Below are 14,909 nucleotides of genomic sequence, written 5' to 3' on the forward strand. Positions count from 1 at the left end.
CTAGGTATGCCAGAACCATGGTACTTTCGTGCCAGAATACTATGCTGACTGATTTCAGACTAACCAACACTGGTGAGAAGACCTATGAATGTAATTATCATCGGCGCGGGGATTATGGGAACCACTTTTGCCACCCTGGCGAAAGAGCTGGCCCCCGAGCTGGACATCACTGTTCTGGAAAGACTGGACGGTCCGGGGGCAGGGAACTCATGGGTATTCAATAATGCCGGTACCGGGCACGAAGCGAACTGCGAACTGAACTACACCCCGGTGGATGAAGAAGTCATTTCGGTCGAAAAGGCCTTGAAGATCCATGCCCAGTTCAACGTTGCCAAGCAGTTCTGGGCTTATTTGGTCGAAAAGGGCGCCATCAAAGACCCCGAATCGTTTATCAACCAGACCAAACACTGCACCATTGTTTCCGAACCGGCGATCGATGAGCTCCGGTTGCGGTTCAAGGAGATGTCCGCCCATCATTTCTTCGAGCAAATGCGTTACTCGGAAGATTTCGATGAAATAAAGAGCTGGATTCCTTTCGTCATGGAAGAGCGCCCCCGTCATGAAAAAATGGCGGCGACCGTTATTGAAACAGGCACAGACGTAAATTTCGGCGCGCTCACGGAACAGATGGCCAAGTACGCCGTCAACGATCTTGGCGTTAACATTCAATACGGCACCCATGTTAAGCGTGTGCACCGTAGCCCGGGCGGAAGCTGGCTTGTCGAAACGGAAAGCAAGGGTGAGGCAAAGCAGTACAAGGCGGACGTACTGTTTGTGGGCGCTGGTGGCGGAGCATTCCCGATCCTGAAAAAGAGCCACTTGCCTTTTGCGAGACGCTTCACTGGTTTTCCAGTGGGTGGTCGCTTCCTGCAGGCACCCGTCAGCGCCGAACAGGCCGATCAATACAGGGCAAAAACCTATGGTAAAGCGAAGGTTGGCGCTCCTCCCATGTCGGTGCCTCATCTGGATTTACGTGTAGCGGATGGTCAGTACTACTTGATGTTTGGTCCATTCGCCTCTTTCAAACCGGTCCTTGAGAGAGGTCGTGGATTTTTGGATTATCTTCGGTCGATGCGGCTGCACGATATTCCGGGACTACTGAATGTGGCTCTGGAGCATTTTCCACTGGTGAAATATCTTGTGTCAGAAACCTTCAAGGGCGAAAAGAGCATGTTCGAGGAATTGGACAGTTTTGCGCCGGGTATGAGCAAAAAATTCAACTGGAAACCGGTTGAGGCAGGTCAGCGGGTCCAAATCATCAAAGACGGTGACTTGCAAATGGGCACGGAGATCCTCGTATCGAGGGACAAAACCTACGGGACTCTATTGGGGGCCTCGCCGGGGGCATCCGTGTCGCCCGAGGTGATGCTGCGATGCCTGGAGCAGCTCTTGCCAGCGATTTTCTCGAATGAAAAAGCGGAGAAAAAGAAGAAGGAGATCTTTCCCGAGGATAATCTGGACATCTTGGCCAAAGATCCTGAGCGTTACCGGGAGATTCGTGATGCAGTCAATACGCGGCTGAGGATAACCCGGTCCGCAGCGCAATAAACCGGCGCAGACAGCCAATATTGCAGGGAGAGACCCATGGACAGCAGGATCAGTGTCACCTCGCCTCTGGTGATCCTCCACGGCGACGAGATGGCCCAGGTGGCTTTCGAACAGATTCTCAAGCGGTTCGTGAGCGCGCGCCTGGACATCCAGCTTGAGGAAATAGACCTGTCCGCAGAACACCGCCTGCTGACCAATGGCCAGGCAGTCATCGATGCCATTGATGCCCTCCAGCGCTATGGCGTGGGTGTCAAGAACGCGGGCATGACCGTCAATCGCCAGCAATTGGAGGAACTGCTCCGCAAGCACCCCGAGGTGGACTCCGGTAACCTTCACCCACTCGCCACCAAATCGCCTAATGGCGCCATCCGCAAGGGCATCAGCGGCAACATTACCCGCGAGGATATCCAGTTTCGCAACCTCAAGATCAGCCGGCCGGACTGGATCGGTCGAGATATCGAAGTCGATACTATGGAGCTTGGTGGTATCAAGGACAGTTTCAACCAGCTCTCCCTGGCCACAGGGGTGGTAAAACTGATATTTGTGGGCAGCAGCGGCGATCCGGTGGAGTTGCACCGGCGCGAGATCAGCAAGGGCGACCCCTGGCTATTGGCTACCAACGATATGGACGACGTCAAAGCCTGGGCTCACCGTTTCTTCCAGCGCGCCATCGACGAGAAACGGGATATCTACCTGGGCCTGAAGGACACCGTTATCCCCGGTTATGACGGTGCCATGCGAGCGGTGATTGAAGACATCTACCACAGCGATTACCGCCAGAAGATCGACGACTTGGGGCTGAACTACTACTACGAGCTGATTGACGCCCAAGCCGCGCGCATCGTCTCAAATCCGCCGGAGCGAGCGCTCTGGGGCGTGCCCGACAACACCACCGGCCGCAAACTGTTCAAACTGGTGAATCAACTCCGGAAGTTTGGTATTCCCAGCCGTGGCGCCCATGTGTCCATTTCCCGAATGAGCGCCGGGGGAGGCGACCAGTACGGCAGCTTCAACATGCCGGCCCAGGAAGACGGGATTCTGAAGGTGATCGTTGACGGCGATGAGAAACATGCCCGCCGGGTTAGGGAAGGCGACCCCATCCTGCTCATGTCCAACGACCGTGAAGCCATCAAGGACTGGGTGGCCCAGGTGTTCCGCGACGCCTCCCGCAAAGACAAAGAGGTCTACTTTGGCCTCAAGCGTGAGTACATGGAATACGACGAGGTCTTCAGCGACGTTATCACCGAAGTGCGCAGGGAGCTGGCCCAAGAACACACACCTCCGCCGTCCTTCATGATCATGCGGCCGTCGAGTCAACTCAAGAAGATGATCACCGATCCTCCGAGAAACGCCCTCTATCCCTCCCAGAATCTGGACGGCGACATTTTCTCTGACATTTCTGCTGCCCTCGGGGGCAGCCTGGCCACTGCCAGCTCCATCATCGAGAGCAAAGACGGCACTATGCTGTTCGAGGCGCCCCATGGCACCGCCCATGACCTCTATCTGAAATACCTTGAGAGCGACGGCCGCGATGCCCACTTTAATCCCTCCGCCCTGATCTTTGCCCTCGCCAACGCTCTGGAAACGCTGGGCGAACGTGAGGGCAATGAGCCACTGACCGAATACGCAGTGAACCTTAAGTCTGCGCTGACCGAAACCGTCGACAGCGGCATTGTTACCGCGGATCTCAAGGGCAAAACCATGGACCCCGGTTCGGAGCAGGTCGTAGATATGGCTGGTTTTCTGGACGCTGTAGAGAGGGCACTGCAATAAAAGTGTTGAGCTTCTGGCAGACTGTCTCACCCCGGTTTTGCCGTTGGAACCGTCATTCACTGGGTTCCCGCGCTTTGGATCTCATGAACGTCTAGCCGACAGGGAATTCGGTCTTGGCATAGCGCACATTGGACTTGCGCCGTACAGTGAGAGTGTACCCGAGGGTGAGGGGGCCAAGGCGACCGATCACCATCACGGCCATGATTACCAGCTGGCCAGCCGTGCCAAGCTCACCGGTAGTGCCGCGAGACAGGCCAACCGTGCCGAATGCCGAGACCACTTCAAACGCAATGTCGAGGAAATCATCCTCGACCAGGATGCTAAGCGTCACTACCCCCACGAAGACCGTTGCCATACCGATGGTCACCGTTGCCAGAGCCTTAAGTACAGTTTCACTGCTCAGGGAACGGCGAAAAAAGCTGACGTTGAGATTGCCCCGGAGGAAAGACCGGGTCGCTGCAAGAAGGATAACGAAAGTCGAGATTTTGATGCCACTGGCGGTGGAGTTGGGGGCGCCGCCAATAAACATCAAAAGCAGCATCAACACGCTGGTTCCGGCAGTCAATGCGCCCACGTCGAGAGTATTGAAGCCAGCCGTTCGCGGTGTCACCCCCTGAAACCAGGCCGCCAGAACTTTATCCCAGAAACCATTCAGGGCGCCCAGGGTTGCCGGGTTGCCAAACTCCAGAAACAGAATGGCCACAGTGGCGATCAGGTTAAGACACAGGGTGGCCAGCAAGATCACCTTTACGTACACCGACAACCGTCTCCAGCAACGTTTTTCCAGGAGTTCCATAATTACGATATAGCCCAGACCACCGGTAATGAAAAGGGCAGTGACTGACAAGCTGATTCCCGGGTGAGTGGCATAGGCGGAGAGGCTGTCCGGTGACAACGCAAAGCCGGCATTGTTGAAGGCGGAAATCGTATAGAACAGCGCCTGGTAAAGCCCTTCTGACCATCCCAGTTCGGGCACAAAAAACATCCCCAGAAGTACGATACCGATCGCTTCAGCCGTCAGTGCAAAGAGGGCAATGGACCCGCCGGCTCTTCTGGCGGTCTGGAGCGAGATTTCGTTGAACGCTTCTTGAGCGACCAACTGGTGTTGCAGGCGAAGCCTGAAGCCCAGGGCGAGGGCGGTTAGTACCGCAAACGTCATCAAACCCAGGCCGCCGAGCTGGATCAGGGTCAAAATCACCAGTTGGCCAAACAGCGTGAAGTGGCTGCCGGTATCAACAACCACAAGCCCGGTAACGGTGACTGCAGACGTAGCGGTAAACGCCGCCTCCATCCAGGTGACGGGTTCAACTGCGGCGAACGGCAGTTTCAGCAAGCAGGCACCGATCCCGATGAGCGCCAAAAACGATTCAAACAGGAGCCGGGGAGGGTTGATGCGTTGTTCACGGTTTGAGCCCGTGCCCGATTTTCGCTGCGACACCAGATCCAGAAATCGCGTTATCATAGGCGGTTGACGAGATCTCTCAGATCGTCAAGCTGACCACCCAGAACAAGCCGGTCGCCACTGCGGATCGTCCAGGTATGATCCGGATGGGGGTGGGCTTCTTTCATCCGCTTAACAACCAGCGCTTTTACCGGGGCATCATCAATAAGTTCACCGATGGTCTTGTCCACAAGATCCTCCGTGGTTTGGAAATCGACGACGAAGTAATCATCGTCGAGACTCAGATAGTCATGCACCATCGGGTAATTCAATTCCTGCGAGATCCGCACGCCCATCTCATACTCCGGTGCGATGATGCGTGTTGCTCCAAGCCGCTCCAGAATCCGGTGGTGCTGATTTGTCAGGGCCTTGGCCCATACTTTTTTCAGGCCCAGTTCCCGTAGTTGGAGGGTTGCCAGCATGGTGGCTTCCACGTTCCTGCCGATCGCCACTACAGCGACGTCGTAGTTGCCCGCATTTAATTCAATGAGGGAGTTTTCATCCGTTACATCGGCAATAACGGCGTGGGTTATTTCATCCGCCAGCCGGTCTACTCGCTGCTCATCGGAGTCAATGCCAAGAACCTCATGCCCCAGGCGGGTAAGCTCGCGAGCGATCGTAGCCCCAAAAACACCCAGGCCAATGACTATGAATTGCTGTTTTTCGATCATGAGCGTGGGTGTCTCCTTGGCTTCCCTGTAAAAAGGGGGTATAACCGCAACTCCTCGCATAGACTGATGGAGTGGTGTCGGCGAAAATGATTCGTGAAAGGCCCGGGCGATCCTGATTATGGCGCTGTTTAATATATTGCCGGTTGTTCAAATCCTTGGATTCCTGCTGATTCTGCTCAGCTTTCTGATGACGTTGCCGGTAAACCTGTTGATGTTCGGCAATACGCCGGATTGGCTGGCGTTCGTGAAATCGGCCAGTATCTGCTTCATCGTTGGCTTTATCTGTTTTCTGAGCGCCGGTCGGAAGCGGCATGCCCTGAAGCAGCGCCAGATGTTTATTCTGACTGTCTCCGCGTGGGTAGTCATCCCGCTGTTTTCCAGCTTGCCACTATTGCTGAGTGATTTGAAGCTCAGCGTTACCAATGCCTTTTTTGAGAGTATTTCCGGAGTTACAACCACCGGTTCCACTGTTCTGACTGGCCTTGACCATCTGCCGGGCGACATTCTGCTTTGGCGCTCCATCATGCAGTGGATGGGAGGCATCGGGATCATTGGCATGGCCGTGGCAATCCTGCCGTTTCTGAGAATAGGTGGTATGCGATTGTTTGCCACTGAATCTTCCGAGTGGACCGAGAAAGCCGTGCCACGCACCAACCGGCTGGCCCGCGGTCTGGTTTTCAGCTATCTGATATTAACCGGCAGCTGCATTGCAGTGTATTGGCTGCTGGGCATGGACGTGTTCAACGCGCTCAATCATGCTCTGACGACAGTCTCTACCGGCGGCTATTCCACCTCAGACAGCTCAATGGGGCAGTTTGATCAGCTTCCCATTCTGTTTGCGTCCAGCATCTTCATGATGCTCGGCGGAATCCCGTTTTTCCTGTTTGTCAGGCTACTGAATGGCCAGGCTCAGCCACTTCTGAGAGATCAACAGATTCACTTTTTCGTCAAGTTCCTGCTGGTGGTTGCAACGTTGATCGCTTTTTATCGGGTAATGAGGGATGGAGCCTTTCCTCTGGATGCTTTTGTCCATGCCTTATTCAACGTGACATCCGTGGTGACCACCACCGGATACGCCTCCCAGGACTACTCGCTCTGGGGGCCCTTCGTGGTTGTGGTGTTCTTCTTCCTGACGTTTGTGGGTGGTTGCTCGGGGTCGACCAGTGGCGGCATGAAGATCTTCCGTTTTCAGCTTTCCATGTTGTTGTTGCGAGAGCAGGTACTCAGACTGCTGCACCCGAGCGCCGTGATTGGGAGGCACTATAACGGACGGATCATCAGTGATGAAATTGTTGCGTCCAGTGTCGCGTTTTCGTTCATTTTTCTGGCGACCCTTGCCGTTGTTTCGGCGATTCTGTCGGCCCTGGGGCTTGACCTGACCACAAGCCTGACGGGTGCAGCAACCGCATTGGCAAACGTCGGGCCGGGATTGGGTGACACCATCGGCCCCGCAGGAAACTTCCAGCCGTTGCCTGATGCGGCGAAATGGGTGTTGATGGTCACAATGCTACTGGGGAGGCTGGAGCTCCTGAGTGTATTTGTGATGTTTTCGCCGCAGTTCTGGCGTAGTTGAGAGCCGTTAGCGAGGCCGAATATTCTGGTTTACCCGGAACAGGTTCTCTGGATCATACTTCTGCTTAGTCTCCACCAACCGCTTATAGGCCGTCCCATAGGCGAATTCGACCCGGTCGGCCTCATCCTGAGTCAGGAAGTTGATGTAAGCACCGGCGCTGGCATAAGGCTTGGCCGCCTCAAAAAACGCTCGTGCCCATTGGCGGCAATGATCATCTTCCTCAGGCTTTTCCCAGCGCCCATGCACATTCATCACATAGTTGGCGTCGCGGCTGGAATAGGCCATGGCGTCTGGCGCCACCCGGCCTGTCTGCCCGCCAATCGAGCCAATGAAAATTTCACAGTGAGGCGACGGCAGCTTGCCCCCGTACTCAATCAAAACCTTGAGCACATCGTCGGTCAACTTTACAAAGTTATGGGACTTCCAGTAATTCCGCGCACCTTCTGTCAACAGTGGATCAAATGCTTGCTGCCAGTCCGTGTATGGCTGAACCCCGACATGCTCGCCGTGCGCTTCGCCAAATGAACGCAAGGGCTCAATGAGTTTTTGTCCGACCTCCGGATCTCCGGCATAGCAAATGGCAAGAGCAATAATGGGCTCACCATGAACCGACTCGGGCAGGAATGGCAGTGGTGGTGCATGACGGATCACCATCCATACATTGAGTTCATCCGGCATGGTTTCGGTGAAACGCGCAAACTGCGTCAGGACTGACCTGGCCTGGACGAACGGAAATACCATCAGCCCGCTCAATAACTCAGGCCCCACCGGGTGCAGCTGAAACTCAAACCGGGTAACAATGCCGAAATTGCCGCCGCCACCCCGCAGGCCCCAGAACAGGTCCGGGTGCTCTGTCTCACTGGCGCGAATCCGGTGCCCATTGGCAGTGACCACGTCTGCGGAAATCAGGTTATCCACGGTCATGCCATACTTACGGCTGAGCCAGCCAAACCCGCCGCCCAGCGTCAGGCCTGCAACACCCGTCGTGGAATTAATGCCCAGCGGCGTTGCCAGGCCATGTTTCTGGGCAGCCGCGTCAAAGTCTGCGAGGGTGCAGCCGGGCCCTACGAAGGCGCGCTGTTTCTCGACATCGACTGTCACCTCTTTCATCTGCGACAGATCAATCATCAGACCATCATCACACACGGCATTGCCCGCAATGTTGTGACCGCCTCCCTTGACCGATACCAACATGGACTTATCACGCGCAAAGTTGACGGCAGCCACCACATCATCCGCCGATTTGCACTGGGCAATAAGCGCCGGCCTCCGATCAATCATTGCGTTCCAGATCTTACGGGCCTCGTCATACCCGGCATCTGCGGGCTGAAATACAGAGCCGCCAAATCGCCCCTTGAAAGTGTCAATCGTTCCTTGCTGTGAAGTAGTCATAGCCTGCTCCTTGCTTCATTAGGCATGTAATTTCTATTGTGCGCCGCTATGGCCGATGCACCAGTGCCTTGTTAGATTTTTTAGCGACTATGGCAGAACTGTTATCTGGTTTTGGTAGAGAAATTGGGGGAATCAGTTCCTACCCCTGAAATCTCCTGTTGCTATACTTTATCCAGATGGGGTTGGTTAAACATCGCCCCTCAATCTTCGCTTGGGCCGAGCGATGACTGCGGGCAAATTGAGCAAAATCACTAGTGATTGTGAAACACTTAAAATCCTGGAGGTCATCGATGTGCGGCGGTGAACGGTTCCGGTTGTCGATAACCTTGGCATTGCTTTCATTGCTCGTCCTTTTGTCTGCCTGCGGAGGGAATGCACGGTTGCCGGCGCAAGCCGGGACAGGCCCTGACCCGGAATTGCCGCCACCCAACCCCACTCTGATTCCCACCGTTGAGATCGCGCCGGCGGTCGGGTGGGCAGAGGGCGAAATGCCGACCCCCGCCGCGAACATGAAAGTGACGGCTTTTGCCGAAGGCCTCGACCACCCGCGCTGGCTCTACGTTCTGCCAAATGGCGACGTGCTGGTCGCCGAGACCAACGCGCCACCGGGGAAAAGCGGAATCCGCGGCATCAAGGGATGGGTGATGAAACAGGTCATGGAACGGGCCGGCGCGGCGGTGCCAAGCGCCAACCGCATCACCCTGTTGCGGGATACCGATGGCGACGGCAAGGCCGACTTCCGCAGTGTGTTTCTCCAGGGTCTGCATTCGCCGTTCGGCATGGCGTTGGTCGGGGACACGTTCTACGTGGCCAACGCCAATGCATTAGTGAAAGTGCCTTATCAGAGTGGCGAGACGACCATAACCGCCGCTCCGACCAAGGTGACTGACCTACCCGGCAAGGGCGATGAGCTGAACCACCATTGGACCAAGAGCCTGCTCGCCAGTGCCGACGGTACCCACCTGTATGTGGGCGTCGGATCCAACAGCAACATTGCTGAGAACGGTATGCAGGTGGAACACATGCGCGCCGCGATACTTGAGATCGATGCTGCCACCGGAACTACGCGGGTATTCGCTTCAGGCCTGCGTAACCCGGTGGGCCTGGACTGGGAGCCGCACACGGGTGCGTTGTGGGCGGTTGTTAACGAACGTGACGAACTCGGCAGCGATCTGGTGCCCGATTACCTGACCTCTGTCCGTCGGGACACTTTCTACGGCTGGCCCTACAGCTACTTCGGTCAGCATGTCGATGAGCGCGTGAGCCCCCAGCGACCGGAGTTGGTGGCTCGTGCAGTCTCGCCTGATTTTGCCCTCGGTGCCCACGTGGCGCCATTGGGCCTGGCTTTCAATAACGGCAGCGTGGCCGGCTTGGGCTTGGGTGAGGGCGCTTTCGTCGGTCTGCATGGCTCCTGGAATCGACGGCCGTTGAATGGCTATGAAGTTGTCTTTGTACCGTTCACCGACGGTCGCCCGACTGGCCCAATGTCGGTCGTGCTGTCGGACTTCGTGGACGAGGACGGCAACGCCCGCGGGCGGCCTGTGGGGGTGTCACTGGATGGTCGCGGTGGTCTGCTGGTGGCTGATGATGTTGGAAATTCGGTATGGCGCGTAACAGCCTCTGTAAACAGATAATGGGTTTAAGAGCGGTCTCAGCAAGCAGGCACCTATTCCGATGATTACCAGGAAGGGTTCAAGTAAGAGCCGGGCAGGGTTGATGCGTGGGGCAGGGTGTGAGCCCGTGCCCCGAGTTCGATTCGAGACCAGATCAAGAAATTCCGTTCTTATCGGTGGTTGACGAGCTCTCTCAGATCGTCAAGCCGAGCTGGAGAAGTTCTAGCGTTGCAGCTCCTGATACTGCCACATGTGCTGCATCAACCGCTGCATCATCTCCTGATTCTGTTCCATTTGACGCATGCGCGCGTCCTCCTCACCCGCCCCCGTGGGCGAGCTCTGGTTCATAAGCTGCATGCTTTCCCGGATCTGCGACCGATACTGGGCTCGTAGTTCCTGGCGGTTATCAGGGTCCTGAGATTGTTGGATTCGGTCATGCAGTTGGTCCATGGTCTGCAGATGACTCCGCATCTGATCCTGCAACTGGTCCCGATCCATCATGCGGTCCTGATCCCGATCCATCATGCGGTCCTGATCCCGGTCCATGGTGCGGTCCTGGTCCTTTGACCGGTCACGGTCAGCCATACTGCTCCCGCCCCCCGACTGGGCGCCGGAGTGGTCGCTGCCGCCGCTGGCTCCGCCAGCCTGGCCGCTATCAGACCGGGCAAGCTGAACAGACGTCGCGGACTGTTTTTCTGCAGTGGCGGCCAGCGGCACAGCCAGGCCCGCCAAAATTGTCGCGGTGGCCAGTGCACCACCCAATTGGTTGTACAAGGCTTTCCTTTTCATAACGCTTTCCTTTTCCGAAGGGGTAGACATAGGTATTTTTTCTCACTCATACACACCAGCAACGTCACGGTGCATCGGGACAGCTGTACATCGCACCGCTCGACGTGTGTTTCAGAGCCGGCTTACGCCGGCAAACCTTACTTCGGTACCTCCGTCAGGTAGATTCCGGCCCAACCGGCCTCCTCGGTGCCCATGCTCGCATTGATGACTAGCGAGTTGCCGCGGAATCCATCGCGCTCGATACCCATCTCCGTGACCGGCAGGACAGCGCCCGTTTCTGCAACGATAGCCTCAGAATCGAGGATCGTCCCGTCCATACCTTTCTCGACTACGGTCACGATCCGGGACATCCCGGGCCCTTGCCGAAGATAGATCCCGTCCACCGGGTTGACGCTGGCCCCATCGACCACCTCGCTTGACCTGGCCTTGAAAGCGGCGTGGAAGGTTGCATCCTCCAGGTTTCCGTCGGCCAGGCCGGAGACCGCCACGAAGTTCGCAGAACGCCAGCGCGCCGGTTCGCCGTCCTCGTCGTCTCCCTCACCTGTACCGGGGACGCGGCCCGAGAAATTCCAGTACACGAAGTCGTCGAAATCGCTCGGTGACTTAGCGACCGCGTGCGTAGTCCCGTTCTTGAGGTCATGGACGAAGATGCCCTGATGCACCGACACCTTAACTTCAAAGCCGTCCGGATATTGCTCGTTACAGAATGCCGTTCGATCCCGGTTGCCATCCATAGGGCACTCCAGAATCAGAGTCTTCATCTCCGTCCCCCACGCGCCCCAAAAGGCCACGAACCGGCTGTCGAAAGAAACGCCCTCGCCGAGCCGGTTGAAAGTGTTCTGGCTTGGCTCCCCCGGAACCTGCTCGCCAATGCGGACGAGCGTGGTGAGCGGCGGCTTGGTTGTCCCGTCCAGCGGGGCCAGATAGATCCCGCCCAGGGTCGGGCTATCTTCGTTGTCGAAGCCGGCGAACACCGCCTCGCGAATTGCAGCACTGGGCGGGGCAGTGGAGCCGAAAATCACCGGGGGGTCGGTGCCCGGAATGACCGTGTCCGAGTTGTTGGCAATGAGCACCACGGGGTTGGTGCCGCCGGCGGGTGTCATGGGAATCGGTGCATTCACGAGGTCGCGGTAGTAAACGCCGGTCTTGCCGACAGCATTAACCGTATAGTTGCCCTTGAATGCGACGGTGGCCCCATCGGTTATCGCGGGAGCGCCGGGGAATACGTCGAACGGGATGCCGGGGGCTTCAGGGACCTCGAAGAAGGAAAAGTCCGGGACAACCCCGAGCTTGCTGGCGCCGGTGATCAGGGCCCCGAAAGGGGTGGTGTAGATGCCGGAAGTTCCCGCCCGGGTCTCGGTGCCATCGTAAAGGAAGTATTCCCACACCGGCTGGTGGTTGCCGCGAGTGGCGATGGTATCCGATCCGATATCAATGCGCGGGAAGGACGGTGGCTCGATGAACGTGGTGTCGAGATTGTTCGGTGGGGGCACCTGGGTATCGCGGTCCAGTATCTTGACGACCGGAGTTCCGGCGGCCATGTCTCGCGCGTAGATGCCGTGGACGTTCTGCCCACCCTGTCCGCCGCGGCTGCGGGCCCGGATTACCACCAACTGATCCGCGTTCACCGAGGGCTGGTTGTAGCTGTTGAACATTCGGCACGACGGCGTAGGTGTATACGCCAGATCGCAGGTATCGGTCGGCATGAAGTCGCCATTGTTGACCACCACCTGCCAGGCGGAGATGACCGCTGGCGCGGCATCTGCGCCCATTACGGTTGCGGCACCTAACACTGCAACCAACGTTCTCATTCGATAGAGTTTCATTGCCGGCATTCCTCCCGGATCCATTTAGGAGATGCTGATTTCGGGCGGGAGGACCGGATCCTATGTCCCGCCCGGCATTGATTACTTGTTAAGGAAGGTCACAGAGATAGAGCAGCTCCGCCTGCACCGGATGCTCGTGGGCCCATAAAATGATCGCTCGGGCGTCGTCCACCGCTTTGGCATAGCCGTAGGCGTTGTTCCCTGAGAAATCCACGTTATCGAAGACCATCTCCATGATCGGTCTCTTGACAATCTGGCCTGTAATGTCGATCGGCAGCGCGTCTCCTGGTTCGATCGAGGTTACCTCCAAGAAACAAAGGTCACCATCGTAGGTAGTTGACCGGTCATAACTGAATTCGCTGAAATTGACGTAATTGCCGCCCCACGGTGCGCCGAAGAGCGATGTTGCATCGGAGTTCATGTCCGTGCCGATGGTCAGGATCTGGGTGACGTAGATCAACTCGTCCAGGCCGACATGGCTGAACTTGTCGCTCGCCGCCGCAAGCAGCGGGGCTGTTCGAGCCAGCAGGCCCTGGGCGTCCGAGGGTGACCCCGGCAGCTCGATCGGGACGCCGCCGTTGACATCAGCATGGTACAGAACGGTCTCCTCCAGAATCCGCTGGAAGGCGGCGAGGTTCTCGCCGGGGGCGTCGATGATCTTCTCAATCAGCACGTCGTCGACCCGGTAGTTCGCCACCAGCCGGCCAGCCGCATCCAGCGTGATCGACTCGCCCTCCTCACCATCCACCTCTGACAAGGTGGTGACCATCTCGGCCAAGGCACTGTCGAGCACGCTGTCCGTGGATCGGACCACGCTCAGGCGCCCAAGATCCGCCTCGGTGGTGCATCCGGCATACAGCTCCGGGATCTCGCCATCCACCATGGGGATACGGTAGGCCTCGATTCCAAGCTCGGAATACACCGAAGGCGGTTCGACGGCAATCAGCGGGGGGATCATTGGAACCGAGCCTTCGTACCACAGTGGACAGATGTCTGCTGTCGCCTTCGGGCCAAGCATGATCGGTTGGGGAACCTGCGCGGGGGAATCCCCTGGACCAACCCCCAGGGTGGTGATGGGCACACCGTTGACGTCACGGTCGATGATCACCATGTCGGCGTATACGTCGGTGGTTGGCGGCTTACCGCCACCCCCGCCATCCGGGGGCCCGGGTACTCCGCCTTTTGCAGCATAGCTACCGCCGCTGTATACGAGCGTGGCCGTCAGCGCCGCTATTGTTGTTAATGGAAATCTTGGTTTCATGATGCGTTCTCCTATCCATTGGAGTTATTCATACTGCCTTGTCAATGCTGGTTTAAGACGCCAGCTTTTACTTACCATTCAGGATCAATCGAGCAGGCCAGAACCAAAGCGGGGTAAAGCGGAATTGGCCATAGCACTGCCTTAACGACAAAGTGTGCGGGAAGATTGACCGCCGGAAACATAACTCCTGTTCCACCGAGTGCACGGAATGCACAATCAAAACCCTGTTACTCGACATTGGACCAAAGGCCCACTGACGGCAAAAAGTGTCATGACGTCTTACTATGACAAAATTAAGTATAGGTCTAAGGTGAGGGTATGCAAAAAAATTCTGTGTCGAGGCGATCCAGTTATAAGCAGAGGGCATCTGTTTCTTGGATTATCGGGGAAGTGTGTTGAGCGTGAAGCTATGGGCTGACGTATTTCAGCATCCGTGCGCGGAAAATGATATTTTGCCGTGATCGACTGCGGAAAGTGATAAATTGCCAATATGACCACGACATTCGGCTGAAGGGTAGTTCAAGATGAAGCGAACACAGTTTCTCCAGGATTTGATCAAACAGCTCTCGCCAAAACTGGATTTGACATCCTATGTCTATTGCACCGTGCCCAAGGCAAGGTACGGCGAACTTGAACACCTCAAGCCCATTGTCAGTATTGCCGAACTGGAAGGCCTTACTCTGGTTATTCCTCTGGAGGAGGCCAAAGGTGAGGGCCTGGATTACTACAGAGTCTTTCGTCGCATCACCCTTGAAGGCCACTCCAGTCTTGAAGCCTTGGGGCTCACATCTGTGGTAACGAGCCTGCTTGCCGAGCGGGGCATTACCACCAACGTTATCGCAGGGTTCTATCACGACCACATGTTTGTCCCCAGCGATCGTATCGATGAGGCCATGGAAGCACTGAAGGAGCTGGCCAACAACCCCAGTGGCTAAAAGCGGGCAACAATGAATCAACAGCTTGCGTTCCTCATTCCACCCAACGTGGACTTACCCCGGCGCGCTCACAAGACGGATCTTTAG

Annotated in this window: 11 protein-coding genes; 5 read left to right on the forward strand and 6 right to left on the reverse strand. The window is 56.7% G+C overall.

Annotated features, from left to right (window positions below; all coding sequences use genetic code 11):
• Positions 1–84: 84 nt before the first annotated feature.
• Together ACN0XM_RS16905 and ACN0XM_RS16910 are read left to right on the forward strand one after the other, a co-directional pair.
• Positions 85–1,548 carry a malate:quinone oxidoreductase gene (locus ACN0XM_RS16905; protein ID WP_417568106.1) on the forward strand — a complete coding sequence of 488 codons (1,464 nt, stop codon included), beginning with the start codon at positions 85–87 and terminating at the stop codon, positions 1,546–1,548.
• Between the two features lie 36 nt (positions 1,549–1,584).
• Positions 1,585–3,321, forward strand: coding sequence for an isocitrate/isopropylmalate family dehydrogenase (locus tag ACN0XM_RS16910; RefSeq protein ID WP_417568107.1), 1,737 nt, complete (start codon positions 1,585–1,587; stop codon positions 3,319–3,321).
• Between the two features lie 91 nt (positions 3,322–3,412).
• Here the strand turns inward: ACN0XM_RS16910 and ACN0XM_RS16915 are convergent, their stop codons facing one another.
• The gene (locus tag ACN0XM_RS16915) at positions 3,413–4,759 is read right to left on the reverse strand and encodes a TrkH family potassium uptake protein (protein ID WP_417568108.1); all 1,347 of its coding nucleotides are present in this window, start codon (positions 4,757–4,759) and stop codon (positions 3,413–3,415) included.
• A 20-nt stretch (positions 4,760–4,779) separates the two neighbouring features.
• A complete protein-coding gene (locus tag ACN0XM_RS16920; protein ID WP_417568109.1) occupies positions 4,780–5,433 on the reverse strand; it encodes a potassium channel family protein in 654 nt (217 codons plus the stop codon).
• A 118-nt stretch (positions 5,434–5,551) separates the two neighbouring features.
• Here ACN0XM_RS16920 and ACN0XM_RS16925 point away from each other — a divergent pair, with 118 nt between their 5' ends.
• Entirely contained in the window at positions 5,552–7,006 is a 1,455-nt protein-coding gene (locus ACN0XM_RS16925; protein WP_417568110.1) for a TrkH family potassium uptake protein, read from the forward strand.
• Positions 7,007–7,012: 6 nt separating this feature from the next.
• On the opposite strand, the gene ACN0XM_RS16930 is transcribed toward ACN0XM_RS16925, so the two are convergent.
• Positions 7,013–8,398: an FAD-binding oxidoreductase gene (locus ACN0XM_RS16930; RefSeq protein WP_417568111.1), complete on the reverse strand. Its 1,386-nt coding sequence runs from the start codon at positions 8,396–8,398 to the stop codon at positions 7,013–7,015.
• Between the two features lie 290 nt (positions 8,399–8,688).
• Here ACN0XM_RS16930 and ACN0XM_RS16935 point away from each other — a divergent pair, with 290 nt between their 5' ends.
• Positions 8,689–10,032, forward strand: coding sequence for a PQQ-dependent sugar dehydrogenase (locus ACN0XM_RS16935; protein ID WP_417568112.1), 1,344 nt, complete (start codon positions 8,689–8,691; stop codon positions 10,030–10,032).
• A gap of 201 nt (positions 10,033–10,233) precedes the next feature.
• Here ACN0XM_RS16935 and ACN0XM_RS16940 read toward each other — a convergent pair whose 3' ends face one another.
• From ACN0XM_RS16940 to ACN0XM_RS16950, 3 genes are all read right to left on the reverse strand, one after another.
• Positions 10,234–10,800, reverse strand: coding sequence for a hypothetical protein (locus ACN0XM_RS16940; RefSeq protein ID WP_417568113.1), 567 nt, complete (start codon positions 10,798–10,800; stop codon positions 10,234–10,236).
• 137 nt (positions 10,801–10,937) lie between these two features.
• Positions 10,938–12,626 (reverse strand): hypothetical protein, encoded by a 1,689-nt coding sequence (locus ACN0XM_RS16945; RefSeq protein WP_417568114.1) that lies wholly within the window; start codon positions 12,624–12,626, stop codon positions 10,938–10,940.
• A gap of 88 nt (positions 12,627–12,714) precedes the next feature.
• Positions 12,715–13,887 carry a hypothetical protein gene (locus ACN0XM_RS16950; RefSeq protein WP_417568115.1) on the reverse strand — a complete coding sequence of 391 codons (1,173 nt, stop codon included), beginning with the start codon at positions 13,885–13,887 and terminating at the stop codon, positions 12,715–12,717.
• A 524-nt stretch (positions 13,888–14,411) separates the two neighbouring features.
• On the opposite strand from ACN0XM_RS16950, the gene ACN0XM_RS16955 reads away from it, so the two are divergent.
• Positions 14,412–14,822, forward strand: coding sequence for an ACT domain-containing protein (locus ACN0XM_RS16955; RefSeq protein ID WP_417568116.1), 411 nt, complete (start codon positions 14,412–14,414; stop codon positions 14,820–14,822).
• The last annotated feature ends 87 nt before the right edge of the window (positions 14,823–14,909 follow it).

The organism is Marinobacter sp. (assembly GCF_048269445.1).
Classification (GTDB): Bacteria; Pseudomonadota; Gammaproteobacteria; order Pseudomonadales; family Oleiphilaceae; genus Marinobacter.